The sequence below is a fragment of the Arthrobacter sp. R4-81 genome, from assembly GCF_054792365.1.
On record NZ_CP096445.1, the window covers coordinates 3,928,065 to 3,953,549 of the forward strand.

Sequence of the window (25,485 nt, forward strand, 5' to 3'; positions counted from 1 at the left end):
AATGTCAGCGCAGCGGGCAGCTTGGTGCGGGAGGATGAGGGCGTTCAAGTGCGGCTGGAACCCGACGGGTCCGGGAGGGAAATCTTTCCCGAGTACACGGTGGAGGGATCCAATCCATTCCCCGACGACGGCGCCTCGTGCTTGTGTTGTTTCATTTCCTCCCGGGCAGCACCCGGAGCGTAGGTGGGTGCGCCGGTGGACGGATCAATGACCCCCAGCGCACTGCCCAGCGTTCCAGCCGCGCCCTTGGTATTCACACCGTGTTTCAGCATTGACATGCCACCCAGGGTAAACAGCACCACCAGAGCCACGCATACCAGGACCGTGATAAACGCCTCCGCCGCCATATCCTGAGCCTACGCCTGGAAGCGGGGAATGGACCATGATGGACTGCTGTTGATGCCAACGCAGGAGCATGCAGGAGCAGACGCAGCAGCGACCGCAGAACGTGAGGAACCATGAGCACTACGCCTGATGCCCAAGTGGAGCGTTGGCAGCGCTTCCGGAAGAGCCGGAATGCGGCCCTCGCCAGCGAACACGGCTGGCTGACGCTAACGTCCTTCCAATGGCTGGAGAACCGGCCGGCCCGGGTCGAGCTTGTGCCCGGACTCTGGTCAACAGACGGTACAGGCTCAGCCAAAGGCGCGACGGCGTTCCTCACCGCTGCGGCGAAAGACCGGCTCACACTGGTGGAGACCGGGGAGCCCGTTGACGGCACAATTTCTGCCTCGTTAGCGAACGAGGAATCGCTGATGTGGGTGCAGTTCGGCGGCGGGGACGGCAAGCAGGTGGTGGTGGAACTCGTCAGGCGGGCCCACAAATATGCCATCCGGACGCGTGATTCACGCTCGCCCTTATTCACGGAGTTCGACGGCGTGCCCACCTTTGACTACGATCCCGGCTGGGTGATCCAGGGAAGGTTCGAACCCTACCCGGAGCCCGTGGACGTGCCGATCGCCACTGCTAATCCCTTAGTGGACGGCGTTCACCGCTCAGTGGGGGAAGTGGTGTTCCGGGTCCCTGGGATTCCGCACGAAATCCGCCTCCATGCTGAGGAAGAGAAACTCGGGGCCCTCACAGTCACATTCCATGACGAAACGAACGGAATCTCCACGGATGAATGGCGCAAGGTCTTCATCCCGCGCCCACGCCCCGACGGCTCCGTGGTCATCGACTTCAACCGTGCCATCAACTACCCCAGCGCCTTCACTCCGTACGGCACCTGCCCCATGCCGGTCAGGGGAAATTCGATCGACGTCGAGGTGACAGCAGGCGAGAAGCTTCCGGCGGGAAGCCTCGGCTAGCACCGCTGGGCGGACAACTAGGCGATCGCAGACACTCCGGTCACCGCCCGGCCCACAATGAGCGAATTGATCTCGAACGAGCCCTCGTAGGTGTAGATGGCTTCGGCGTCGGCGAAGATCTTGGCCATCCGGTAGTCCGTGACAATCCCGTTGCCGCCCAGAATGGAACGCCCCAAGGCAACGGTTTCCCGCATCCTCGCGCTCGTATAGGACTTAGCAAGGGCCACCTGCGCCATGTCCGCCTTGCCCTGTTCCTGGAGTTGGGCGATCCGCACCATCATGCCCAGGCTGGCGACGGCGTTGCCGAGCATTGTCACGAGTTGCTGCTGGATGAGCTGGAACTTCGCCAGCGGTCTGCCGAACTGTTCGCGGTCCAGCGCGTATTGACGGGCTACGTCGAACGCCGCCAGCTGCTGACCCACCGCCTGCCAGGCCACCATGATCCGGGAACCGCGCAGCAATTCCTTGGTGTCTTCGAAACTGCTTATGCCGGAGAAACGGTCGGCCTCGGCAACCCTGACGTTCTGGAAAACAATGTCAGCGTTCTGAACCGTGCGCAGGGCGATCTTGTTCTCGATGCGGCTCCTGGTGACGCCCGGCAGTGTTGCATCCACAATGAAGCCCCTGACGGCGTCATCGGATTCGTCCCGGGCCCAGACCAGCAGGTAATCGCAGAACGTCCCGTTGCCGATCCACCGCTTTGCGCCGTTCAGTATCCAGCTGTCGCCGCCGTCGTCGGCCTCCCCCGTCGCGGAGGAGATCCGCCGGGCCCGCGTCTCCATTCCGCCGGCCACATCGGAGCCGTGCTGCGGCTCGGTCAGGGCGAAGGCCCCCGTGGTGCGGAGGTTAGCGGCGTCATGGAGCAGCCGCGCCCTTTGCTCTTCAGAGCCGAACCCATACAGCGACTCCACAAAAAGGTCGTGATGCACCAGGAAAAACGTGGCGATCGACGTGTCAACCCGGGTCATTTCCGCAATAACAAGGCCCGCGAAAAGGTGGCTGTAGCCGCGTTGCGCAGGGGTGCTCAGCTGTAGTTCCGCAAGCTTGGGCAGGATGTGCGCCGGGAATTCAGCGTCGTTCCACCACTGGGTCGCATACGGTGCGATTTCGTCAGCCAGGAACTCCCGCAACTCGTTCAGCTTGGCCTGTTCGGCGGGGTTCAGTAACGACTCGAACTGGAAGAAGTCCGCCGTCGGCAGCGATTCCAGCGGCGGAGAGTCAGCTGACAACCGTTCGGCCGTCATTTGGGCCCCATCCGGATGGCGCCGTCGAGGCGGATGGTTTCTCCGTTGATCATGGCGTTGTCAACGAGGTGGGCAGCCAGGTTGGCGTACTCCTCCGGCCGGCCCAGGCGTGCGGGGTGCGGCACCTGCTGGCCCAGCGATTCCTGCGCTTCCCGGGGCAGCCCGGCCATCATCGGCGTTTCGAAAATTCCTGGGGCGATGGTGTTCACCCGGATCAGCGACCGCGCCAGTTCGCGGGCCAGTGGAAGGGTCATGGCTGCGACAGCACCCTTGGACGCAGCATACGCAGGCTGGCCAATTTGCCCCTCAAAGGCGGCGACCGAAGCCGTGTTGATAATGACTCCGCGTTCGGGCCCGCCCAGTTCCGTGGTCACCGGCTCAGTGGCCGCCATGGCTTCCGCAGCGAGCCTCACTACATTGAAGGTGCCCACGAGATTGATCTGGATTACGCGGTTGAAGGCCTCCAACGGGAGCACACCATCGCGGCCCAGGACTTTACCCGGTGTGGCGATGCCCGCACAGTTCACCACTATCCGCAGCGGCCCCAGCGCCGTGGCGGCGTCGACGGCGGCCTGAACGTCACGTTCGTCTGTGACGTCTGCTGCTGCAAAGACGGCAGAGCTCGACGGCGGGCTCCCGGCGTTCGTGGGCCCGGGGAACGCGCGGCCGGGGTTCGCGCGGCCGGAGAACGCCCTGCCCGCTTCGTTGAGCTCAGCGGCGTAGGCGGCACCGGAGGAGGAAGCGAGATCCAGGAGGACCACTGAAGCTCCCGCCTGGAAAAGACGCCTGGCCGTCGCTGCACCCAGCCCGGAGGCTCCCCCTGTTATTAGCGCGACAGCACCGCTGATATCCATGCATCCTCCTTGATGTGGAACCCGGCCTGCCTCGACCGTTAGTTAATGCATGTTAACTGGAATTCCCGGAGAAAGCACCTCCGCCTGTTGCCGGCAGGGCCGTTAGGCTGGAAACATGAGTGACCCCAACGCTCCACTGCCTCCGTACGCCAAGGATTCTGTTAGGGATTCACTCTGGGCTTCCCGGGCGGACGAGGCTGCCAGGTCGGTCACCCGGATGTTTGGGCATCGCGTGTGCTTACTTCCCGGAACGCATCTTGCCGCCGTGCAACGCCCCTCCGGCCGCCTGCCAAGCCCCACCAAACCCTGGCATTACTGGTGGCAGGCCCATTACCTCGATTGCCTGGTGGATACAGGCAGCCGCGAGCTGGCCCACAAACGCCCGTTCGACGGCGCTAGACGGCCGAGTGCCGCGAAGTTGGCTTCACGCCTGGTCACTGGCATCAGGCTCCGAAACCTCCTGACGTTCGTCAACAGTTACTACGACGACATGGCCTGGCTTGCGCTGGCTGCGCAGCGCCTCCAGAAGCTGGCAGAGGAATCCCGGGGAGTGGGTCGCCGCAGAAATGAAAGGGCACTGAGAGCACTCGAGCTGCAATTTGATTCCGCCTCAACACACCACTTGGGCGGGGGCACTTTCTGGAACACCACGCGCGACTTCAAGAACACTCCCGCCACAGCGCCAATAGCCCTCTTCTACGCACGGAACGGGAACACAGCCAAGGCGCAGGAACTGTTGGATTGGCTGGCTGCAAGACTGTTCGACCCCACCAAAGGACTGTATCTCGATGGGCTGCGAATACGCCCGGACGGCAGCGAGGAGCTGGTGGGTGCCGTTTACACCTACAACCAAGGCCCTGTACTGGGAGCCTTGTTAGAGCTGGGTGGCGTCCAGAACCTGAAACGAGCGGCGGCTTTGATTGAAGCAGTTGATCGCGAGCTCACCCGGCCGGGGCACCCAGGAGCAGGTAAGGACCTCCGGGTACTCCGCGGGGAGGGCACTGGCGATGGCGGACTTTTCACGGGAATCCTGGCAAGATACCTCGCGTTGGCAGCCGCCGATCGACGGCTTCCGGCATCCAGCCGCACAGTTGCCTCCCAGCTGGTCGTGGACACTGCCGGGTCGTTGTGGCAAGGCCGACGCCTGATCGCAGCCGGAGAACCATTGGCGAAGTACGGAGGGACGATGGTTTTTTCTCTAAACCCGGAAATTCCGGCGACCGTCACCTGCCCGCCGGGTGCCGCCCTCGAGCTTTCCACGCAACTGCAGGCATGGATGATTCTGGAGGCTGCCGCGACCGTCGGGGACGCGGCTAGCAGTGGGTACTTCAATTAGGGCACGCAACATTGCGGTAATCCTTGTGATACTGGTCACTTAATCCGACTGCGACTTGGAAGTAAGGTTTGGCTAACCTACAGTTTCCCCGTGAGCACCCCTGATTTTCCTTGGCTCACGGGACTCCGGTCCGCTGACTTTTCCCCAGAAAGAAGCCCCCATGAAGATCCGCACTAACGCGCTGGCAGGAATAGCACTCCTCGCCACCGCCACTCTCGGCCTGGCAGCCTGTGGCTCCGGTTCGGCCACTCCCGCGGCAACCGGAGCCGCCGATTCCGGTGAGATCACCGTCTACAACGCACAGCACGAATCGATGACCAAGGCCTGGGCCGAGGAATTCACCAAGGAGACCGGCATCAAGGTCACCCTGCGCCAGGGCAAGGACAGCGAAATGTCCAACCAGATCATCCAGGAGGGCGACAAGTCCCCCGCGGATCTCTTCATCACCGAGAACTCCCCGGCAATGACGCAGGTGGAGAACGCCGGGCTGTTCGCTGACCTGACCGACGAGGTCAAGAAGCAGGTTCCTGAGGAGTACCGTCCCTCCACCAACAAGTGGACCGGCGTCGCTGCACGCTCCACCGTGTTCGTGTACAACAAGGAAAAGCTGACTGAAGACAAGCTGCCCAAGTCCCTCGCGGACCTGGCTAATCCTGAATGGAAGGGCCGCTGGGGCGCCTCCCCGTCAGGTGCCGACTTCCAGGCCATCGTCTCCGCCTACCTTGAGCTCAAGGGCGAGGCTGAGACCGAGAAGTGGCTGACCGCCATGAAGGAAAACTTCAAGGGCTATCAGGGCAATGGTGCCGTCATGAAGGCCGTCAACGCCGGCGAGATCGAGGGTGGCGTGATTTACCACTACTACTACTTCGGCGACCAGGCGAAGACCGGCGAAAACTCCAAGAACATCGCCAGCCACTACTTCAAGAACCAGGATCCAGGCGCATTCGTCTCCATCTCCGGCGGTGGCGTACTCAATTCCTCCAAGAACAAGGCGAACGCCGAAAAGTTCCTCGCTTTCATCACCGGCAAGAAGGGCCAGGAGCTCCTCCAGACGGGCAAGGACTTCGAGTACGCGGTTGGCTCTGACGTTCCTTCCAACGAGAAGCTCACCCCGCTGGCAGAGCTGGAACCTCCCACAGTGGACGCGTCCAAGCTCAACTCCAAGAAGGTCACCGAGCTGATGACCAAGGCCGGGCTTCTCTAATAATCAATTCCCCGCAGTGATCGCATCGCCAACCGTCGCCACCAGGGCGGCCAAACCAATGGCGGGCAAGGGTAGCAGCCCTCGCCCGCCATTGGTCGTTGCATTACTGGCCATAATTTTGGCGATTTTTTCCCTGCTTCCGCTGGGCTATGTGATCTACATGACGGCGGTCACCGGCTGGGAAACAAGCATCGAGCTGGTTTTCCGGCCCAAGGTGGGTGAGCTGCTCACCAATACCCTGCTGCTGATGCTGATCGTTGTTCCGGCAACCCTGGTGGTGGGTGTGGGCAGCGCCTGGCTCGTGGAGCGCACCACGCTCGGTGGCCACAAGGTCTGGGCGGTGCTGTTGGCCGCCCCGCTCGCAATTCCGGCATTCGTTAACAGCTACTCCTGGGTATCGGCCATCCCTTCCCTGGAGGGCGTCTGGTCCGGCTCCCTGATCGCGGTACTTTCCTATTTCCCCTTGGTCTACATTCCGGCCGCTGCCACGCTAACGCGCCTTGATCCTGCGATTGAACAATCCGCCGCTGCCCTTGGGCTGGGGCCATGGCGGGTCTTTTTCCGGGTGATCCTCCCCCAGCTGCGGCTGGCCATCACGGGCGGAGGACTGCTTGTGGGGCTCCACCTGCTGGCCGAATACGGCGCCTTTGCCATGATCCGCTTCGAGACCTTTACGACGGCGATCATGCAGCAGTACGCTTCCACTTTCAACGGCACCGCCGGGAACATGCTTGCCAGCGTCCTGGTGTTCTTCTGCCTGATCCTGCTGGTGCTTGAAGTCCGGAGCCGCGGCAGCGCGCGCTACGCCAGGATCGGCTCAGGTGCCCAAGCCAAGCCGCACAGGCTCGCCCTTGGCCGGTACCACACGCCAGGTCAGCTGGCCATGACGGTGCTCACCGCGTTGTCGCTGGGCCTGCCATTGTGGTTCGTGATGCGCTGGATCGTGGCCGGCGGGGCCGAAATCTGGGACCTTGATGAACTGCTCCCCGCGCTGCTGCAAACCCTGGGACTGGGGCTGGCTGGCGCAGTGGCTGCCACCGTCGTCGCGTTTCCCATGGCGTACCTGGCCGTGCGCCACCCCGGCTGGTTCAGCAAGTCCCTCGAGCTTTCCAACTACATCACCAGCTCAATGCCCGGAATCGTGGTGGGCCTGGCGTTTGTGACGGTTGCCATCAATGTCATGCCGGACCTTTATCAAACCACCGGCTTGTTGGTGGCAGCCTATGTCCTTCTATTTATCCCGCGCGCCCTGGTAAATCTCCGGGCCGGATTGGCGCAGGCTCCCAAGGAGCTGGACGAGGCAGCCAGGGCCCTCGGGAAGTCGCCGTTCCTGGCCTTTATCAGGGTTACGCTCCGCTTGAGCGCCCCGGCCGCGGCCGGCGGAGCCGCTTTGGTCTTCCTCGCCGTCGTGACGGAACTGACAGCGACATTGCTGCTGTCCCCCAGCGGCACCACCACCCTGGCCACATCATTTTGGAACAAGAGCAGCGAGATCGACTATGCCGGCGCAGCACCCTATGCGCTGCTCATGATCCTGCTGTCCGCACCCATGACCTACCTTCTCTTCCAGCAGTCCAAGAAAGCAGCGGGACAGTGACAGAACAAGCGCCCTCACGGCTCCCCGAACCCCGCATCTCCGCCTCGGTGGAGCCGACTACCAACAGTCACCTGGTTATCGAGTCAGTCACGAAAAACTTTGGTTCCCAGGCCGTCCTCAAGGGCGTCAACCTCTCGGTAGCCAAGGGCGGAACCACCGCGATTGTTGGGCCTTCAGGCTCCGGTAAGACCACGCTCCTCCGCCTCATCGCAGGCTTCGAGCACCCCGGAACGGGGACCATCGAGCTGAACCGGAAACCTGTAGCGGGCGACGGCGTCTGGATCCCCGCGCACAAGCGCCACGTCGGGTATGTGGCCCAGGACGGCGCGCTGTTCCCGCACCTGACAGTGGGACAGAACATTGCGTTCGGACTCGAGCACCGGAAGCTGGCGGGAGGCCGGAGGGGTATCTCGGCACGGGTCGGGGAACTGCTGGACATGGTCTCCTTGGATGGCTCGATGGCGAAACGCCGGCCGCACCAGCTCTCCGGTGGGCAACAACAGCGGGTGGCCCTGGCCCGTGCCTTGGCGCGGGAGCCGGAACTGATGCTCCTCGATGAGCCCTTTTCGGCACTCGACGCCGGCCTCCGCGTGGCCACGCGGCGCGCGGTTGCCAAAGTACTCAACGAAGCCGGCGTCACCACCATACTGGTCACCCACGACCAGGCCGAGGCGCTTTCCTTCGCGGACCAGGTGGCGGTGATGCGTGGCGGCAAGCTGGCCCAGATCGGCAACCCGTTTGTGGTGTACACACGTCCCACCGACCGGGCCACGGCCGAGTTCCTGGGTGACGCCGTTATCCTGGACGCCTGGATGGAAGGGTCATTGGCCACGTGCTCCCTCGGGGGAATTCCTGTCCGGAGGCCCCCCGCCCAGGGCCTGGTCCAGCTCATGCTCCGGCCCGAACAGATCCGCATTGCCGAAGACGGGCCCATCCGCGGCGTAGTTGTGGACACCGACTATTTTGGGCCCGAGACCACAGTGCGGCTGCAGCTCGCCATTCCACCGGAACTTGCGGCAGGGGCGACGGCGGATCACCGGTACCCGGGTGGGGGCGAAATTATTACCATCCGCCACTGGAATGCCTCCATTGCCCGGCCCGGCATGGAACTCTGCCTTCGCGTGGTGGGAGAGGCTGTGGCTTTCCCCGTAGGCGGCTAGGCCTATGGGTAAGAAATCAGCTGATCGTTGAGCTCCTGTGCCTCCCGGTAGTAATCCAGCAATGTCAGGTTTGCCGCCGCGGCTGGGTCCAGGATGACGACGGCCTGAGGATGCAGTTGCAGCACCGAAGCAGGGCAATGGGCGCTCACCGGCCCTTCGACCATCGCACGGACTGCAGCGGCCTTATTGGCGCCCATTGCCACAAGGACCGCCTGACGAGCTTCCCGGATGGTCCCCAGCCCTTGGGTCAGGCATAGTCGCGGGACACTCCCCTCCGCAAAGAAGCGGGCATTGTCCTCCCGCGTCGCTCCCGCCAGGGTTTTCACCCTGGTCCGGGACTCCAGGGACGACGTTGGTTCGTTAAAGCCGATGTGGCCGTTGGCGCCGATACCCAGGATCTGGACGTCCACCCCTCCGGCGGACACAATGGCGGCATCGTAGCGCTCTGCCTCTTCCCTCAGGTTGCAGGCGTCTCCGCGAGGAGTGAAAAGGTGTTCGAGCGGCAGGTTCACATGATCCACGAATTCCCGCCGGATGGTCGAACAATAGGACTGTTCATGTCCGGCCGGCAGCCCGGCATACTCGTCGAGTGTGAAGGCCCTGACCTGGCTGAAACTGAGTTGCTCCTCGCGGTGGCGCCGGATGAGCTCCAGGTACGTCGTCCTTGGGCTGCTGCCGGTAGCCAGCCCAAGGACCGCCGGGCCGCGCCGGATGCGGGCTTCAATAACGTCGGCAGCCCGCGCACCCACCTGTTCGGCTGATTCACACAGCACTATCTGCACGATCACTTCCTTCCTGTTTAATTTGTGCGCCGCCTCGATAGACCTGCAGCACTTCCAGTTCGTCATTGGCCACAAGCAGGTCTGCCCTGTATCCCTTCACGAGGGCGCCAACGTGCTTAAGGTTCATAAGGCGGGCCGGGGTGAAGGACGCGGCGGTGACGGCATCAGTCAGCGGTATTCCCCATTCGACGCACCGCCGCACGTTTCCCAGAAGCCTGCTGGTTCCGCCTGCGATGGCCCCGGGCACCCCCTCTCCGCGGATCGGGTCCAGCCGGGCAATTCCGCCACGAACCGTCACTTCCAAGCTGCCAAGGGTGTACGGGCCATCAGCCATCCCTGCTGCTGCCATCGCATCTGTAATAAGCGCGATTGACCGCGGACCTACGAGGGCGAAGACCATACGGACGATCTCAGGGTCAAGATGAACGCCGTCGGCGATGAGCTCCAAGACCATCTGTTCGGGGTTTTGCTGGGCTGCCTGCAGCAGGACGGCAACCGGTCCGGGCAGGCGGTGCCCGAGTGGGGGCATCCTGTTGAACAGGTGGGTGGCAGACCAAGGCTGACCGCCGTCCGGAGATGTCTCCGCCAAGGCTTCCCGTGTCCGGGCTGCCGTGGCATCCGTGTGACCGAGCGAGGGGACCACCCCAAACTCCCGGCACAATGCCACCAGCTCGGCAAAGTGCGCCGTCTCCGGGGCGAGGGTAAGGGAACGGACCGTGCCGCGGCCGGCGTCGAGCCACTGCTTCAGCAGCGCAGGGTCACCGTCAATAATGGCCGCGGGGTCCTGGGCCCCGCACATGCTTTTGGTGATGAATGGCCCTTCCAGGTGCAATCCGGCCAGGGTCCCCTCCTCCACCAGTTCCCTGAGCACCAGGATCTGTTCAAGCAATACCGCCGAAGGTGCCGAAACGAGCGAGGCAAGCAGCGACGTCGTCCCGTTCGCAGCGTGTTGACCGGCCGCTTGTCTTGCTGCCAGGTGGTCTGCCGAAAAGGTGTGCCCGAAGCCGCCGTGGCAATGCACGTCGACGAGCCCGGGCAGGATCAAAGGCACTCGCGTTATTTCGACGCCGACGCCGGTGGGCAGTTCGGCCGTCGGGCCGCACCACATGATGCGGTCACCTGCGATCACCACCGTTCCGTCGTCGATCACATCGTCGTCCGGCAGGCCGGTGACGAGCCGCCCCCGCAGCCCCAGCCCGCCGCCGTCGTTCTCTCCCAAAGTCAACGAACTGTCAGCTGGCATCGGCTTTGGCCATCGAGCCGTTCTCGTCAGTTTCGTCTTCGCGTCCCATGGTGCGAAGGTTCCAGCGCCTGATGACGAACCGGAAAACCACATAATAGACGGCGGCGTAGCCCAACCCGATGGGGATCAGCCACAACGGATTCTGGGCGATGCCGAAGTTGAGGAGGTAGTCAATGGCTCCGGCGGAGAACCCAAAACCATGATGGATGCCGAGGAAATTGACCAGCATCATCGATGTCCCGGTCAGTACGGCGTGAACAAGATACAGGGGCCAGGCCACGAACATGAAAGAGAATTCCAAAGGTTCCGTAATGCCGGTGAGGAAGGCGGTGAGACCTGTGGACAGCATAACTCCGCCGACAATCTTCTTCTGGCCTGGCTTCGCTTCCTGCCAGATTGCCAATGCGGCCGCCGGCAGGGCGAACATCATGATGGGGAAGAATCCGGTCATGAAGACACCCGCAGTCGGGTCGCCAGCGAAGAACCGGTTCAAATCGCCGTGGGCACCATCGTAGTCACCGATGATGAACCAGACGATGGAGTTCAGGATGTGGTGCAGTCCCAGCGGGATGAGCAGCCGGTTGAGCGTGCCGTAAACTCCGCTTCCCACCACCGTGTTATCGGCCACGGTATTCCCGACAGCAGTCAATCCCGTATTGAACAACGGGTAGAGGAGAGCCATAACAACGCCGATCACGATGGCTGCAAAGGACGTGAGGATGGGTACCAAACGGCGGCCTGCAAAGAATCCCAGCCAGTCAGGAAGGGTGGTGCGGTGGAACCGCTGCCACAGCCACGCCGTCGTAAGGCCCATCACGATGCCTGCCAGCACTCCGTAATTGATGACCGGATCTTTGCCGCCCTCGGGCGCAGCGCCAAGCACCAGCGGGGCCATAACTTTGAACACGTTGATCAGAACCAGGAAGCCGACGACGGCGGCCAGCGCCGTGGACCCGTCACCCTTCTTGGCGAAGCCAAAAGAAATGCCGACGGCGAAGAGCAGCGGAAGGTTCTCAAACAGGGCGCCACCTGCTGCACCTATGACCTGGGCAACTGTGGTGAGGGACTCGAACCGTCCGAGGAGGTCATCCTGGCCCAGGCGCAAAAGAAGGGCCGCGGCCGGGAGGGCTGCAATGGGGAGCATGAGGCTGCGCCCGAACCGCTGCAGGTTCTGTAGGGCCTTGCCGCTGCCCTTGGCGGCTTTTCCAGGGGCGGGCGCCGGCTCGGCCAGCGCGCTGCTTCCGCTGGGAGGGGCGGTGTTTTCTGAGCTCATGGGATCCTCATTTCAATGCTGTTCGATGAAGCTTGTGCGGAAGTGGGGGATTCAGTAGAGTCATTCCAGCTGGTTATAACCAGTGGCATTCATCACTTTGAGGTGTGCAGGGCTAAGTTGTCAACCACGATCCCGTAATGGGCATCATGACTCGCCAGCCAAATCAATGTGGGAACGACAAAACCTGAACTGGACAAGGAGTGGATATGTCGAAAGCAGAAATCATCCTCGCCGCCTTGGGCGGAGCGGACAACGTGGAAGAAATCGAAGGGTGCATCACGCGGCTTCGGACCGAAGTCATTGACGCTGGCCGTGTTGACCAGGCGGCACTCAAGGCCGCCGGCGCGCACGGGGTCATGATGGCGGGTACCGTGGTGCAAGTGGTCGTCGGCCCCGAAGCCGAGAGCCTTGCTGAAGACATCCAGGACCTGATGTGAGCACCGCCGCACAGACGGACGCGCTCACTGTGGCGGCTCCCCTGCCCGGTCTTCTCATTCCGCTCAGCGAGGTGCCGGACCCTGTCTTCGCCAAGGGTCTTGTCGGCAGTGGGGCCGCCATCATGCCTGACGAGGACGCCGGCACGCTCACAGCCGTCGCCCCTCTCGACGGCATCGTTATCAAGGTCATGCCCCACGCCTACATCGTGCAACACCCCTCCGGGCCAGCCGTGCTGGTGCACGTGGGAATCGACACCGTCAAACTGCAGGGCGAAGGTTTCACTGTGCATGCGCAAAAGGGCGACCATGTCCGCACCGGCGACCCCATTATCAGGGTGGACGCCACCTTTGTGCGGTCGAAGAACCTCAGCATGTGCAGCCCCGTTGTAGTGCTGGACACCGCACCCGATGCCGCAGATGTTCCCGCGACCGGCGCCCGGGTCGAAGCCGGCGGATACCTCTTCGCTCTGCCGGGAAAGTAAGAGATGGATACCGCCGGCGAGCTGAAGCATGTATGGGTGCGCAAACAGCTACAGGAACTGGTTGCCACTGAACTGAGGCCAGGGGACGCACTGCTGGGCGAGCGCCAGCTGGAAGAGCAGTTCGGAGTCTCCCGAATTACGGTGCGCCGGGCCATCTCCGATCTCGTCCAGGACGGAGCCCTGGTTCGGGTCAAAGGCAAAGGAACGTTCGTCTCGCACGGGCTGGTGCGATCAACGTTGCATCTGGCATCGTTCAACGAGGACATGCGGGCTGCCGGTTTCGAGCCCAGCACCCGCGTCATCACTGCCGCCGCTGCAGTGCCGCCGGATCCGGCAGCCGAGCACTTGGGGTTGGCAGCAGGGCAGGAGGCCTATCAGGTCAGCCGGGTCCGGCTGGCCAACGGGGCGCCCGTCAGCGTGGACGAGTCCTGGCTGCCGCCCCGGCTGCTGCCCGGATTGCTTGAAGAGGACCTCACCGGATCCCTCTACCGGATCCTGTCAGCCTCGGGCTATCCCGTACAGCATGCGGAACAGACCGTCGAAGCCGCAGCGGCATCGGAAACAGCAGCCGCCCTGCTGGACATCGAGCCCGGCGCACCTGTCCTGCTTTTCCGGCGCCGTTCATTCACCGGACCCACCGATCCGGGCACCCCAGTTGAGTACTCCACCTCTACATACCGCTCCGACCGGTACCAGATCTCCATGCGCCTGGAGCTCGGATAGGCCTGAGCCCGCCCGCGCCTGCTTGGAACACTCCCGCCTAGGGCTGGGGTTTGTCGCTTGTGCTGGCCGGCCTCTTCTTCTGGGGAAAGGGGCTTTCATGGCGGGCGAGCATCACCACGAAGTCCTCAATCCTCTTGGCACGGGTTTCGGGCTGTTTCGCGGAGGTGGTCCGGTAGAACAGCGCATACCGGTTGACTGAGGTGAGGACATCGAACATGGACTGCGCCTCGGGGACCGCGGCGATAGCGGCCGCGAGGTCCTCTGGAATCACGGCCGAAGCCTGCCCTGGATAGGCGGCTTCCCACCGTCCATCGGCCTTGGCGGCGTCGACGGCGGCGCGTCCTGCCGCAGTCATCCTGCCTTCCGCCTCCAACCGCTCAACGTGGCCGACGTTCCGGAGCGACCAGCGGCTCTTCGACCCCCGCGGGGTCATCCTCTGAATGTAGCTCGCGTCGTCGCGCCGCTTGACCTGGCCATCGATCCAGCCGAAGCACAAGGCCTCGTCCAGGGCGGCGTCGTAATCCAGTTCAGTGACCGAGCCGCCTTTCTTATGCAAGACCAGCCAGACCCCGGGACTGGAACCATGGTGGTCCTCCAGCCACCGGCGCCATTCGGTGGCGTCCTTCACCAGGAGTTCCTCGAGTTCAACAGCCATGGCTCAATTGTGCATGCCATGATGGCCCTATCCGACATCCAGCGCCAGCCCGAGGAGGCTTCTATGTTGCGCGTGCGCCCCATCCACTTCACTTCACACCTGGATCAGTGGTCGCTATTGCTCACCGCTTTGGGGATGGTCAAAACCGTCGACGACGGCGAATGGCAGGAGTTCGACGCCGGTTCCGGCCGGCTCGCCCTGCGGTGGGCCGATCCAGGCTCGGCTCAGGACGGAATTACTGTTTTCGGCGTCGAAGTGGGCGACCTGGACGAGTTTGCCCGCCGGACTAACCAGGCAACCTTGGAAGCAGAAAGGGCCGACGGAGCAGCAGGGGCAGACACTGCGGCAGCTGAAGCTGTGGCGGCCCTGGTCGATGCTGACCACGGCCTCACATGCCGGATACGTGCCCGGGACGGCTTCAGTTTCTTCGCCGACCCCGCAGCGCACGGCGCCAACTGCGCCGACGCGGATCCGGCACTCACCGTCGTCGCGGTCTGGTTCACGGAGGACACGGCAGGAGCGGCGTCCACCTTACGGAGCATCGGCGCGCGGCCACGACCCGTTCCGGACAATGATGAGACAGCCGATTTCACGGCGAAAAACGGCGGCGTGCTGATGGTGCGGCCCGGGGCGGCTCCGGCAAGGGCAGGTCTGGGTTTCGAATACAGCGGTGACCTGGATAGCATGCGGACACAGATCGAGTCGTCAGGTTGGGACGTTTCCGCTACCGAGGAAGCATTTAGCCGGACACTCCAGGTGCCAAGCCCCGACGCGAGCACAGCTGCGCACCACCCGGCCCTCTGGATTTCGGGGCAGAGGCCCGGCATCTGAAGCTTGTGTTCTCGCAGATCCCACAGGAGTCGGCAAGGAGTTCAGGCAGGGATGCGGTAGAACTTAACCATGAACGTGCGCACCCCTGACCCGAATCCCGGCTGGCTGTCCCCTGAGGACCTCTTCGAGGCCCGTGGACGCCTCCCCATGGTTTACGTGGAAGCTGTTCCCGTCCGACTGGACCCGTTGGGATTCGTGAACGAGGTCGGCACCCTGCTGCAGGCTGACGAGGACGGAACTATGATCCGTTCTCTGGTCTCGGGCCGCGTTCTGTACCGCGAAACCATTCGGGCAGCATTGTTGCGCCATATGGAGAAGGATCTGGGCCCGCTGGCCTTTCCGCAGCTTCCCATCAGCCCCGTGCCGTTCACCGTGGCCGAATACTTCCCCGCTCCGTCCCAGACCGGCTTTACGGATGACCGTCAGCACGCCGTCGCCTTGGCCTATGTCATCCCGGTGACCGGCGAATGCGAACCCCGCCAGGACGCTCTGGAACTCACCTGGATGACCCCCGAAGAAGTGCTTAGCCCCGGAGTCCAGCTCGAATTCAGCGGTGGCCGCGGAGCCTTGATCAGGCAGGCGTTGGCCTTCGCAGGCGTGGGCAACTAGGCTCCTCCGGAGTGCCGGTTCCTTTCGACTGCCCGGAGTCTGAATTGAACCGCGAACCTTCTCCTGATCTGTGGCCGGGACTCTCGCGGTTCCGGCGCATCCCGGACAGGGGGCCGGCTCCTTTGTAGACTGTAGGGCGGACCGCAAGAGAACTTTAAGGACTCCCGATGACCCAGCCCCCAGCCGCCCAGCACTACCGCGAACGCCAGGCTGGAGCCCTGCAATCCGGGGACCACCTGATCCTGCCGGGCGGTGACAGCTCGGCTGAGCTGCAGGAAGTGGAGCTCGAAAAAGACGACTTCGGTGCCCCGGCCCTGATCATCGCAACCCTGCCGGACGGCGTCACTCTCCGCATAGCGGTGGGCTCGTCGGTCCTGGTCGCCGACTCTCCCGCAGCGTCCCTTCAGCTGGTTAAGCACCCCGACGAGGAGGACGACGACGTCACGGCGGCTCCCGCCGTCGTCGTACCTCCGCTGCCGCCCACCCTCCCGGCCACCGTCGCTGGGGCCGCTGAAACTGACGCCAGTCCCGCAGCAGACGAGGAACTGGCACTCATACCCGAACAGCAGGGCACACCCGAGACTGTCGTGCAGAGAGCCGCTGAAGCGCACCCGGACGCTGAGGGTGTCCTGTTGCTCAGCGAACGGCTGATCAAAGGCATCAACACCAAGTCCGGAAGCTGCCTGAAGGACCTCAGCGACCTTGCCCACGAACTTTTTATCCTGCTCCAGGACCCGGAAAACGCCCTTGCCGTGGCAGATTTGCTGAACGTCCTGCCGTACGACGGTAATCCGGGCCGCTGGAGTTCAGTGGAGGCGGCGCTGGCCCTATCCAGCTATATCTGCCGCCAGACCGGGCAGGAAGAGCGCGCTGAGATCTACGAGAAACTCCTGCGCGCACCTGATTCACAGGAGTCGGATCCGTTCAAGGCACGGGTCAACGCCCGGGTGCGGCAGCGCTCCCTCAACGAACCAAACCTGTACGACAAGGAAATTTTCCGCTCCATCGATAACTCGAATCGGGATGCCGAGCGGGAGTGGCGGTTCCTCAGGCTTCAGGCGCTGCTTTTCCTCCGCGCCCACGGGGGCTCCGAAACCATCGGCGGCCCCGAACTGAACCGCAGGATCAACAACGAACTCGAGGCAGTGCGGGCCTGAAACTACCTGTTATCGGTAGCGAATTACCCCTGTACCCCCACTGGCAGGCATTGTAGATTCAAGCGCATGACCAACAATCTGAGCGTTGTCATTAATGCCGATGCACCCCAGGTGTGGACCATGTTGCGGGAGCCCGCCAAGATCGCCCAGTGGCACGGCTGGGAGGCTGACGACCAAGCCGAGGAAATCAACGAGATCTACTTCAAAGACACCGTGGTCGAAAGTCCTGACCACACCTCATTGACGGTAGATGGCGGGGACATCTTTACCCTCAAGCCGGTACCCAACGGAACCCTGGTCAGCGTGACCAGGTCGGCGTTGGACCACAATTCCGAGTGGGCCGCCTGGGACGAGGACATCACCCAGGGCTGGCTGACGTTCCTGCAGCAACTGCGTTTCGCTTTGGAACGCCATCCCCACGACAAGCGGCGAACTTCTTTTTTCTCCGTTCCGGGAACCTCCGGCTCGGCCATTGCGAAACTTGGAGTTAAGGACGCTCCGGCGCCGGGCGAGGATTACTCGCTGACGTTGGGCACCGGTGAGGAAATCTCAGGGCGGGTGTGGTTCAAGAGCAATCACCAGGTGGGGCTCACCGTGCACAGCTATGCGGAACACAACGACGGCCTGTTGATCGTCGCTGACCAGCCGGTCATCGAGGATGTCAGGCCCGACGGCGGATCGCTGGTGATCATTTCCACCTACGGGCTCGGGGCGCACAAGCTTGAGTCGATTCGGGCACTGTGGGACGAATGGCGCGGTGAGAACTACCCGTCGTCGGAGCCACTGCACTAGCGGGGGTTGGCTGAGCGGGGTTGCGGGTTCTGACTGCGGGCGCTCCGCTGGGCCCTCATAACGGTTTTCGGCGTACATGCTGGCACACTTGAACCGTGCCAGCCAACCGCTCCAAAATGCCTTACGAGTCCCCGGAGTCCTCCCCCACTCCGTCTGTTCCTGCCCTAGCTGTGCCTGCTCCAGCTGTGCCAGCGCGTGCTGTGCCTGCGCGTGCTGTGCCTGCGGGTGGACGCGGCTTCGCGTTCGCGGTGGGCAAAAGGCTCAGTGATACCAGCCAACCGAGTGTGGAACAGGGAGCCGCCAACGGCGGGGAGTTCCTCGGCCGCACCGGAACCATCGCCACACCGCATGGTGACATCCAGACGCCGGCGTTCATCGCCGTCGGCACCAAAGCAACGGTCAAATCCGTGCTCCCGGAAGCGATGGCGGACCTAGGAGCGCAGGCCCTGCTTGCCAATGCGTACCACCTCTACCTTCAGCCGGGCGCGGAAATCCTGGATGAGGCCGGCGGGCTGGGCGCTTTCATGAACTGGCCCGGCCCTACCTTCACCGATTCCGGCGGCTTTCAGGTGATGAGCCTCGGATCAGGCTTCAAAAAGGTCATCGACATGAAGACGACGCCCCTGCCGGATCAGCCTTTGTCTGACGACGCCGTCGCTGCGGGCAAGGAACGGCTCGCCCATATCGATGAGGACGGCGTGTGGTTCAAGAGCCACCTCAATGGAGACCGGCACAGGTTTTCACCGGAGATCTCCATGCAGGTCCAGCACCGGATCGGCGCGGACATCATGTTTGCCTTCGACGAACTGACCACGCTGCAGAATTCCCGCGGATACCAGGAGGAGTCGTTGGAGAGGACCCGTCGCTGGGCGCTGCGGTGCATCGACGAGCATTTCCGGTTGACCGAGGAGCGCGTGGGCAAGCCGTATCAGGCCCTTTTCGGCGTGATCCAGGGCGCGCAGTACGAGGATCTGCGCCGGAAAGCCTGCCGGGACCTTGGTGCAATGCCGTTTGATGGGTTCGGTATCGGGGGTGCCCTGGAGAAGGAGAATCTGGGCACGATTGTGCGTTGGTGCAATGAGGAACTGCCGGAAAACAAACCCCGCCATCTCCTAGGCATCTCGGAACCGGACGACATCTTCACGGCCATCGAAAACGGCGCTGACACTTTCGACTGCGTCTCCCCCACCCGGGTGGCCCGCAACTCAGCCTTTTACACACCTACTGGCCGCTACAACCTGTCCGGCGCCAAGTACAAGCGCGATTTCAGCCCGCTGCAGGAGGGCTGCGACTGCTACGCCTGCGCCAATTACTCCCGCGCGTACATCCACCACCTGTACAAGGCCAAGGAGATGCTTTCGGCCACGCTAATCTCCATCCACAATGAGCGCTTCGTGGTGAAGATGGTGGACGACGCCCGCCTGGCCATCGAATCCGGCGACTTCTTCGCCTTCAAGGAGCAGACACTGGGGCAGTACTACTCCTGACGCCCCGGGCCTTCCCCCGCCATCGAAATCGCCGGAAGGTTGCGAGATCGCCGGAAGTTCCCGGCGACTGGGCAGCGGTTCCGGCGACTTCGAGTTTTCCACATAGCGACGGCCGGCCCTCCCGGTGGCCTTGATCTGCACGGAAGCTTGTTCCATGACCCAACGGGAAGCCCTTTCACTGCCTGGCACGGGCAACATCTGGCGCACCGAGCAGCTGCTGGATCTCGGTTACGGATCCCGTGCCATCAAAGCGCTCCTGGATTCCGGCTCCCTTATTCGGTTGCGCCACGGCTGTTATCTTCGCGCCAGCATCTGGAACGAGCAGTCCCCGGTCGTCCGGAGCAGGCAGCTGATCTATGCACACGCGCACGGAACGCGCACGACGTCGACCGGAAGCTTTGTTTACAGCCACACTTCTTCGGCCCGTCTGCATCGCCTGTTTCTCTGGGACGTCGATGACCTCGTCCATCTCCTGCAACAAGTTCGGCCATCGAATGAACGCCATGGCAAAGACGTCCGATGTCACACGCGTCCCTTTGCCGAGCACGAGGTGATTACCCTGGGCGGGTTACGCACCACATCTCTGGAGCGTACGGCCGCGGACTGCGCCATGATGCTGAACTATCGACAGGCGTTGATCGTAATGGATCATGCCCTTCGTCTGGGCGCAGATGCTCAAGTGCTGCAGGCTATGTCGCAGTCATTGGATGGGCGCCGTGGGATCCGGACATTCCGTCGGGTACTGGAGACAGCCGATCGTCGTTCCGAATCCCCCGGCGAAACGCTCTCGCGGGAGCTGATTCTGCGGCTCAAAATCAAACCGCCCGAGCCGCAGTTCGAGGTCGCAACCCGCATCGGCAGGCATCGCCTCGATTTCGGGTGGAAGGAGGAGAAGCTGGCCCTGGAGTTCGATGGGAAGACAAAGTATTTCGACTACAAACCCACGGCCGAGGTGCTCTTCGAGGAGCGGCGAAGGGAGAATGCGCTGGTCGAGGCAGGCTGGCGGTTCATCCGGGTCGAGTGGAAGGACCTCTTCCGGGAACAAGAGTTCAAGAACCGGGTGTTGAGCGCCTTGGCTAACCTTCCGCGCTAACCCCCGATTTCGCCGGAAACCTGTCCAGTCGCCGGGAGTTTACGGCGAACCCGGATGTTTTCGGCGAGTTCGAAACGGCAGTGCTAAGACGCCGGCGGGGACTTAGGCGGCGTAGCTCGGCTCACGCTTCTTGATGTAGCCGATCACCAAGGAGGTCACAGGAACAAAGAGGAACTCAACAAGGGTCTTGTAGAGGAAGCCCACCACCACGTAGTTCACGAACCCGGCAAAGTCGTTGATGCCGATGACAGAAGCGGCAATGCTGCAGAAGATCAAGGTGTCCACAAACTCACCGGCTACCGAGGAACTCATGATGCGGGCCCACAGCGACTTCTCGCCGGATCGTGCCTTCATCTTCACCAGAATCCAGGAGTTGATGGTCTGACCGGCGAGGAATGCCAGCAGCGAGGCAAGGACGATTTGCGGAACCGGGCCGAGGGCTCCTTCGAGGGCGGATTGCTTGCTGGTGCCGAACTCGTCGTCGAAACCGGGGAGCGCAATGATGATCCAGTAAGAGAGGGACGCGAAGACAGACAGGGCGAAGGTGGTGATAATGGCTTTGCGCGCCACCTTGAATCCGTAGACCTCACTTATGACGTCGCCAAGGATGTAGGCCAGTGGGAACAGGAAGAAGCCGCCGTCGGTGATGATCGGGCCTATGGCGACGCCTTTGGACGCTCCGATGTTGGACAGGATCAGCACCACCGCCATGAACGCGAGCAGGGTTCCGAAGTATGGCGAACCGATGGAGGCGAACTTTGGGAGGGTTCGGACGGAACCGGTCAGGGGCAGGGCGTCGGGGCCCGGGGTGGAAGGCATGGGAGTGTCCGTTCGTAGTGGTTCGCTCGGCGGAGGGTGTTTACGTCCACCGGCTGTATTAGCACTGTCAGGTAATTCTGCCACTGACCCGGCCACCCGGCGTCGTGCTTAAGCAAGTGCCGTCAAGCAGTAGCCGTCAGACAGCGTCCGGAACTGTTAGGCAGCGTCCGCCACCAGCGACGCGGCCATCAGGGTCACCGTGCGGACAACAAAATCACGACGGCGGACAAGGCGCCCGGGAACGGAACCGGCCATCAGCGCATCCAGCTGGGGAAGGACGGTCCAGCCATCACACAACGTCACTACAGTCAGCAACAGATCGGCCGCGTCAGCCCGGTCGATTCCCGGCAGGACTTGGAGCATTGTGTCGATCTTCGCTGCACAGTGGCTGGCCCGCGCTTCCCGGTTGACCACGTAGTCACCCCGCTCGAGACCCTCCCAGAACTGCAGGCGTGGCAAGATGCCGTCCTGGCTGTGACGATCGAACAGTCTGCCGGCGTAGTCCCCCAGCGCTGCCGGCCCCTCTCCCTCAAGGGGAACTTCCGTTACCACCCTGACCAGTTCGGCGGCCAGCACCGCATCGAAAAGTTCATCCTTTTTGCCGAAGTACTGGTAGATGCGTTCTTTGTTAATCCCGGCGGCAGCGGCAATCCTGTCGATCCGGGCGCCAGCAAGCCCTCTCTCGCTGAATTCGGCCGTGGCTGCCTGCAGCAACAGAGTCTTGGTCCGTTCGATATCCCATGCCATTGCTCGAGTCTACCGTTTCCAACTAGATAGTTGCAGTTTTAGGCGGAACCGTCTATCGTCAGAAGCACCGAAATGCAACTAATTAGTTGGAGATTGAATATGAAGACGAATGCAGCCAGCGCACAAAGCAGCATCACGACGACGAGGGAGGCTTATGCTGCACCCGCCACTCCATTGGCAGCCGCCCACATGCCGTCAGTTCATGTGCGTGCACTGATAACCTGGCTGGCAATTTTTCCGCTGGTCGCCGGGGGGATGGCGGTCATTGCACCATTCTCCGAAGGCTGGCATCCGGTCCTCCGGGCCTTCGCACTCACACTCGTTGTGGTCCCGCTCGCTGTGTACTTCGTAGTGCCACGGCTGTTTAAGGGCTATGGCGTGTTGCGTCGGGGTCGTACGTCCAAGTAATTCAATGGGACTTACGTCAGCGGGGCCCTCAGCGGGGGTCCGCCACCTTGCCCATAAAGAGCGGCAGTCCCGTCTCGGTGTGGACGATCTGGTAGTGGAAGGGCCGGTCAAAATGGATCTCATGGTCCGGCATGGGTGGGGCGCTCGTGGCCCGACCGTTGATCTGGGTGACTGCAGCCGCGACTGTGCCTTTTTCAGCTACGGTAATGTTTGCGGCCTGAGCGGCCTGGGTGATGACCATCCCGGGCTGAATGTTGTCGAAGTCCTTGTCCGTACTGAGAGTCTCCTGCAAGCCGAGCGATTCGAAGACCTTGCGCAGTTCAAAACTGCTCTTGTGATCCCATTTGGGCAATGAAATCTCTACCATTTCAGGCACTGCACCATCCACGGAGTCGGCAATCTCTGTAAGTTCCGCAGCACCGATGTTCAGGGAATCCCCGTTCGCGCCCGTCGCAGGCAGGACAAGCCGCATCACGAACCCTTCGGCGTAGGGAAGATCCACAGCCTGCCATCCAGGGCCTTCGGCGTAGGCCATTTCTGCGAGATTGTTCATGGTGGGCACCACGATCTCCTCGCCGTTGGCCTTAGTAAACGGTGAGTCAGCGGTTCCGTTAGCATCAAACGGCGTTTCCCAGGCGGAGGCAAAGTAGAGCGCATTCAGCAGGCTGAACGTATTCTCCGGATCATAGGCGGCGGGCGCCTTTTTGATCCGGCCACCTGTGTTCTTGTCCACCCAGGCGTCCAGCGCGGGGGCCGTAGCTGCTTCGTCACGGAATTCCACGGGGTAGACACCCGTGCCGTAATGCAACCCCAACGTCTTGACGTAGTCGGGACCTGTGGGAACGTTCTTGTCGACAAAGAGTCCGTTGGCAACATGCATGACAGGAGTCCTGGGCGGGTTTTCCTCATCGACAGACCCGGGATCGCCGTCGAACTTCTGCAACGACTGAAGCAGGGCGTTCATGCCCTCGTCCCGCCCCTCCTCCGGAAGCCCCAGGACCCGATCAAGTTCTGCCGCTGTCTCCCCTGATGCACCTGAACGCAGCATTGACAGGGCGATCAGCAGGCTACCGGGCGAAGAAATCACATTGCCGTTACCACCCTCCCCGCCGTCGTCCAAGAGGGCCGTTCCGAGTGCCAGGGCTGAGTTCCGGTACTGCAACAGCTGGGTTTCATAGTCTGCGCGTTCCACGGTGACCCGCGAGACGCCGTCGGCTTTCAACAGTTCGGGAGCCGACGACGACGAACATGCGGTAATTGCCAGCGCTGCACTCACAGCAACAACCTGCGCTCTAAGATTCTTCACTGCTGCCCCCTCAGACACCTTGGATTTCAGTCAACCAGTTCGGGCTTCAGAGAACGATGCCGGAGGGGTCACGGTTTGCTGTCGTTTTGGTATCGACGCTCCCTCACCTTTCGCAACCTAAACACCAACCCTCCCTCACCTCTCGCACCCCAAACACCAACCCTCCCTCACCTCTCGCAACCCAAACACCAACCCTCCCTCACCTCTCGCAACCCAAACACCAGGGAAGCCGAGCACGCTCGAGCGTGAAAGAGCGTTCAGATTAAAACGGCGAAACGTGAAAGAGCGTCTAGGAAAAACCGGCGAAAGGTGAAGGAGCGTCGGGTGGGGCGGGCGGGCGGAACTAGCTCCCCGAGTGCGCCTGCAGGAACGAATAGACCTCGGTCTCGTCGACGCCGGGGAAGGCGCCTGGAGGCATGGCCGCCAGCAGGTGGGAGTGGGCACGGGCAGAGGGCCAGGCGTTTCCCGCCCACTCCGAAGCCAGCGACATCGGCGGACGCTTGCAGCAACTTTCATCCGGGCAGGCCGACTTGGAGCGCTCGGTGGTGTCCCGTCCCCGGAACCATTTCACGTGGGTATACGGCACGCCGACAGACAGCGAAAACTCACCAGCGGCGGAACGCTCGGTCCGGGCGGTGCACCAGTACGTTCCGGCCGGGGTGTCCGTGTATTGGTTGTACGCGCGGAACTTGTCCGGGACGTCGAACACCACCCGTGACGTCCAGTATTTGCAGGACGGTTGGCCCTCGATGGCGCCCGTGTGATCCTGGGGGAAGGTCACGCCGTCGTTCTCGTAAGCCTTGTAGATGATGCCGCTCTGGTGCGTTTTCTGGAAATGCGTCCGGATGCCCAGGTGCTCGGTGGCGAGGTTGGTGAAACGGTGTGCGGCTGTTTCATAGGAAACGGCAAAAGCGTCCCTGATGTCCTCGACGGCGATTTCCTTGGCCTGCTTGGCCTTCTGCAGGAACTCGACGGTGGCCTGCTCGGGGAGCATAAGGGCGGCAGCAAAGTAGTTGGTGGCCACCCGCTGCATCAAAAAGTCCCCGTAATTGGAGGGTGTCTGATGGCCCAGCACGTAGTGTCCCAACGCCTGAAGTAGCACTGAACGGGGGTCGTGATCCGTCCGCTGGTTCTGGGTGAGATAAATTCGGCGGTTCTTAAGATCTGTCACGGACCGCGTGGAATGGGGCAAATCGCCCACATGGTGAAGGCTGAATCCAAGGTGTGCGGCGATGTCGGCAATGACGTGCTGGGACAGCGGGCCGCTGGTGTGCCCCACATTCGCCAGCACCTTCTGGGCCTCGGCCTCGTACTCCGGAAAATAGTTGTTCCGCTCACGCATCATCGCGCGCAGTTCAACGTTGGCGCGGCGGGCTTCTTCCGGCGTCGCGATCTGCTCATTGAGCTTGCGTTCCAGCTCCTGCTGCAGGCCGACCATGGACTCCAGCACGTCCATGGGAAGCCGCGAGCTGATACGGATTTTGGGCAGGTTGAGGGACTCGTAGATGGGGCTGCGCTGGTAGCGTTCCAGCTCGATTTCCAAAGCCGCCCGCCGGTTGGGCGGCTCCGCGCCCAGCAGCTGCTCGATGCCGACATTCAACGCCGCCGCGAGCTGCTGCAGCAGCCCGAGTTTGGGCTCGCGTTTGCCGTTCTCAATAAGGCTCAGCTGGCTCGGGGCGGTGCCGACGGCGGCACTGACGTCGTCGAGCGTCATACCTGCCGCTTTACGCAGGTGGCGCACGCGGCGCCCAAGGCTGATGACGTCCAGTTCACCCGAAGCAGAGGACGACGACGGCGGTGCGGCTTTCCGGTTCCAGCTTGGAGTAGGCATTTCTGAAGAATACGGCAAAAACTGCATTTCTTTCCAGCAATTACCCCTAGTAAGCGTCTTGTAAGTGCAGAAAAGTAAGTCTCACGGAAAGAAACACCGCACCGGAAAGGC

At 62.4% G+C, this 25,485-nt stretch carries 26 protein-coding genes; 15 read left to right on the top strand and 11 right to left on the bottom strand.

The window, feature by feature from the left end; genetic code table 11:
- Positions 1-44: 44 nt before the first annotated feature.
- Positions 45-347, bottom strand: a complete 303-nt coding sequence (locus tag M1E05_RS18025; RefSeq protein ID WP_458113208.1) for a hypothetical protein — start codon at positions 345-347, stop codon at positions 45-47.
- Positions 348-458: 111 nt separating this feature from the next.
- On the opposite strand from M1E05_RS18025, the gene M1E05_RS18030 reads away from it, so the two are divergent.
- Positions 459-1,304, top strand: a complete 846-nt coding sequence (locus tag M1E05_RS18030) for a DUF1684 domain-containing protein (RefSeq protein ID WP_458113207.1) — start codon at positions 459-461, stop codon at positions 1,302-1,304.
- Between the two features lie 17 nt (positions 1,305-1,321).
- Here the strand turns inward: M1E05_RS18030 and M1E05_RS18035 are convergent, their stop codons facing one another.
- Complete coding sequence (locus tag M1E05_RS18035; RefSeq protein WP_461163783.1) at positions 1,322-2,548, bottom strand: acyl-CoA dehydrogenase family protein; 1,227 nt, start codon at positions 2,546-2,548, stop codon at positions 1,322-1,324.
- Positions 2,545-3,402, bottom strand: a complete 858-nt coding sequence (locus tag M1E05_RS18040) for an SDR family NAD(P)-dependent oxidoreductase (protein WP_461163784.1) — start codon at positions 3,400-3,402, stop codon at positions 2,545-2,547. The genes M1E05_RS18035 and M1E05_RS18040 overlap by 4 nt, the downstream gene beginning before the upstream one ends.
- Before the next feature lie 115 nt (positions 3,403-3,517).
- On the opposite strand from M1E05_RS18040, the gene M1E05_RS18045 reads away from it, so the two are divergent.
- The 4 genes from M1E05_RS18045 to M1E05_RS18060 all read left to right on the top strand — a co-directional run bounded on the left by M1E05_RS18045 (position 3,518) and on the right by M1E05_RS18060 (position 8,699).
- On the top strand, positions 3,518-4,738 hold the full coding sequence (locus M1E05_RS18045; RefSeq protein WP_461163785.1) for a glycoside hydrolase family 76 protein: 1,221 nt from the start codon (positions 3,518-3,520) through the stop codon (positions 4,736-4,738).
- Between the two features lie 160 nt (positions 4,739-4,898).
- On the top strand, positions 4,899-5,942 hold the full coding sequence (locus M1E05_RS18050; protein WP_458113203.1) for an iron ABC transporter substrate-binding protein: 1,044 nt from the start codon (positions 4,899-4,901) through the stop codon (positions 5,940-5,942).
- A gap of 58 nt (positions 5,943-6,000) precedes the next feature.
- Positions 6,001-7,539 carry an ABC transporter permease gene (locus M1E05_RS18055; RefSeq protein WP_461165283.1) on the top strand — a complete coding sequence of 513 codons (1,539 nt, stop codon included), beginning with the start codon at positions 6,001-6,003 and terminating at the stop codon, positions 7,537-7,539.
- Positions 7,536-8,699, top strand: a complete 1,164-nt coding sequence (locus M1E05_RS18060) for an ABC transporter ATP-binding protein (RefSeq protein WP_458113202.1) — start codon at positions 7,536-7,538, stop codon at positions 8,697-8,699. The genes M1E05_RS18055 and M1E05_RS18060 overlap by 4 nt, the downstream gene beginning before the upstream one ends.
- A 2-nt stretch (positions 8,700-8,701) precedes the next feature.
- On the opposite strand, the gene nagB is transcribed toward M1E05_RS18060, so the two are convergent.
- Genes nagB through M1E05_RS18075 form a run of 3 tightly spaced genes read right to left on the bottom strand, consistent with a single transcriptional unit; the run spans position 8,702 to position 11,997 of the window.
- Complete coding sequence (gene nagB, locus M1E05_RS18065) at positions 8,702-9,481, bottom strand: glucosamine-6-phosphate deaminase (protein ID WP_461163786.1); 780 nt, start codon at positions 9,479-9,481, stop codon at positions 8,702-8,704.
- The gene (locus M1E05_RS18070) at positions 9,462-10,724 is read right to left on the bottom strand and encodes an N-acetylglucosamine-6-phosphate deacetylase (RefSeq protein ID WP_461163787.1); all 1,263 of its coding nucleotides are present in this window, start codon (positions 10,722-10,724) and stop codon (positions 9,462-9,464) included. The genes nagB and M1E05_RS18070 overlap by 20 nt, the downstream gene beginning before the upstream one ends.
- Entirely contained in the window at positions 10,714-11,997 is a 1,284-nt protein-coding gene (locus tag M1E05_RS18075) for a PTS transporter subunit EIIC (RefSeq protein WP_461163788.1), read from the bottom strand. Before M1E05_RS18075 ends, M1E05_RS18070 begins: the two co-directional genes overlap by 11 nt.
- A 206-nt stretch (positions 11,998-12,203) precedes the next feature.
- On the opposite strand from M1E05_RS18075, the gene M1E05_RS18080 reads away from it, so the two are divergent.
- The 3 genes from M1E05_RS18080 to M1E05_RS18090 are packed head-to-tail and all read left to right on the top strand — an operon-like array spanning position 12,204 to position 13,639.
- Positions 12,204-12,434: a glucose PTS transporter subunit EIIB gene (locus M1E05_RS18080; protein ID WP_458113198.1), complete on the top strand. Its 231-nt coding sequence runs from the start codon at positions 12,204-12,206 to the stop codon at positions 12,432-12,434.
- Entirely contained in the window at positions 12,431-12,916 is a 486-nt protein-coding gene (locus M1E05_RS18085) for a PTS sugar transporter subunit IIA (RefSeq protein WP_461163789.1), read from the top strand. Before M1E05_RS18080 ends, M1E05_RS18085 begins: the two co-directional genes overlap by 4 nt.
- Before the next feature lie 36 nt (positions 12,917-12,952).
- Positions 12,953-13,639, top strand: a complete 687-nt coding sequence (locus M1E05_RS18090) for a GntR family transcriptional regulator (protein WP_461163790.1) — start codon at positions 12,953-12,955, stop codon at positions 13,637-13,639.
- Positions 13,640-13,676: 37 nt separating this feature from the next.
- Here the strand turns inward: M1E05_RS18090 and M1E05_RS18095 are convergent, their stop codons facing one another.
- Positions 13,677-14,294, bottom strand: a complete 618-nt coding sequence (locus tag M1E05_RS18095) for a YdeI/OmpD-associated family protein (RefSeq protein WP_458113195.1) — start codon at positions 14,292-14,294, stop codon at positions 13,677-13,679.
- A 63-nt stretch (positions 14,295-14,357) separates the two neighbouring features.
- On the opposite strand from M1E05_RS18095, the gene M1E05_RS18100 reads away from it, so the two are divergent.
- The 6 genes from M1E05_RS18100 (at position 14,358) to M1E05_RS18125 (ending at position 20,263) form a co-directional block, all read left to right on the top strand.
- Positions 14,358-15,125, top strand: a complete 768-nt coding sequence (locus tag M1E05_RS18100; RefSeq protein WP_461165284.1) for a VOC family protein — start codon at positions 14,358-14,360, stop codon at positions 15,123-15,125.
- Between the two features lie 69 nt (positions 15,126-15,194).
- The gene (locus tag M1E05_RS18105) at positions 15,195-15,734 is read left to right on the top strand and encodes an NUDIX hydrolase family protein (protein WP_309107612.1); all 540 of its coding nucleotides are present in this window, start codon (positions 15,195-15,197) and stop codon (positions 15,732-15,734) included.
- A 167-nt stretch (positions 15,735-15,901) separates the two neighbouring features.
- Positions 15,902-16,891 carry a DUF6707 family protein gene (locus tag M1E05_RS18110; protein WP_461163791.1) on the top strand — a complete coding sequence of 330 codons (990 nt, stop codon included), beginning with the start codon at positions 15,902-15,904 and terminating at the stop codon, positions 16,889-16,891.
- Positions 16,892-16,957: 66 nt separating this feature from the next.
- Positions 16,958-17,683, top strand: coding sequence for an SRPBCC family protein (locus M1E05_RS18115; RefSeq protein WP_461163792.1), 726 nt, complete (start codon positions 16,958-16,960; stop codon positions 17,681-17,683).
- 185 nt (positions 17,684-17,868) lie between these two features.
- The gene (gene tgt, locus M1E05_RS18120) at positions 17,869-19,170 is read left to right on the top strand and encodes a tRNA guanosine(34) transglycosylase Tgt (RefSeq protein ID WP_461165285.1); all 1,302 of its coding nucleotides are present in this window, start codon (positions 17,869-17,871) and stop codon (positions 19,168-19,170) included.
- 154 nt (positions 19,171-19,324) lie between these two features.
- On the top strand, positions 19,325-20,263 hold the full coding sequence (locus M1E05_RS18125) for a type IV toxin-antitoxin system AbiEi family antitoxin domain-containing protein (protein ID WP_461163793.1): 939 nt from the start codon (positions 19,325-19,327) through the stop codon (positions 20,261-20,263).
- Positions 20,264-20,365: 102 nt separating this feature from the next.
- Here the strand turns inward: M1E05_RS18125 and M1E05_RS18130 are convergent, their stop codons facing one another.
- Both M1E05_RS18130 and M1E05_RS18135 read right to left on the bottom strand, forming a co-directional pair.
- Positions 20,366-21,082: a queuosine precursor transporter gene (locus M1E05_RS18130; protein WP_461163794.1), complete on the bottom strand. Its 717-nt coding sequence runs from the start codon at positions 21,080-21,082 to the stop codon at positions 20,366-20,368.
- A 156-nt stretch (positions 21,083-21,238) separates the two neighbouring features.
- On the bottom strand, positions 21,239-21,829 hold the full coding sequence (locus M1E05_RS18135) for a TetR/AcrR family transcriptional regulator (RefSeq protein WP_461163795.1): 591 nt from the start codon (positions 21,827-21,829) through the stop codon (positions 21,239-21,241).
- Between the two features lie 99 nt (positions 21,830-21,928).
- Here M1E05_RS18135 and M1E05_RS18140 point away from each other — a divergent pair, with 99 nt between their 5' ends.
- Positions 21,929-22,237 (top strand): hypothetical protein, encoded by a 309-nt coding sequence (locus M1E05_RS18140; protein WP_461163796.1) that lies wholly within the window; start codon positions 21,929-21,931, stop codon positions 22,235-22,237.
- A gap of 28 nt (positions 22,238-22,265) precedes the next feature.
- On the opposite strand, the gene M1E05_RS18145 is transcribed toward M1E05_RS18140, so the two are convergent.
- A complete protein-coding gene (locus M1E05_RS18145) occupies positions 22,266-23,543 on the bottom strand; it encodes a serpin family protein (protein WP_461163797.1) in 1,278 nt (425 codons plus the stop codon).
- A gap of 343 nt (positions 23,544-23,886) precedes the next feature.
- The gene (locus tag M1E05_RS18150; RefSeq protein WP_461163798.1) at positions 23,887-25,401 is read right to left on the bottom strand and encodes a helix-turn-helix domain-containing protein; all 1,515 of its coding nucleotides are present in this window, start codon (positions 25,399-25,401) and stop codon (positions 23,887-23,889) included.
- Positions 25,402-25,485 lie beyond the last annotated feature (84 nt).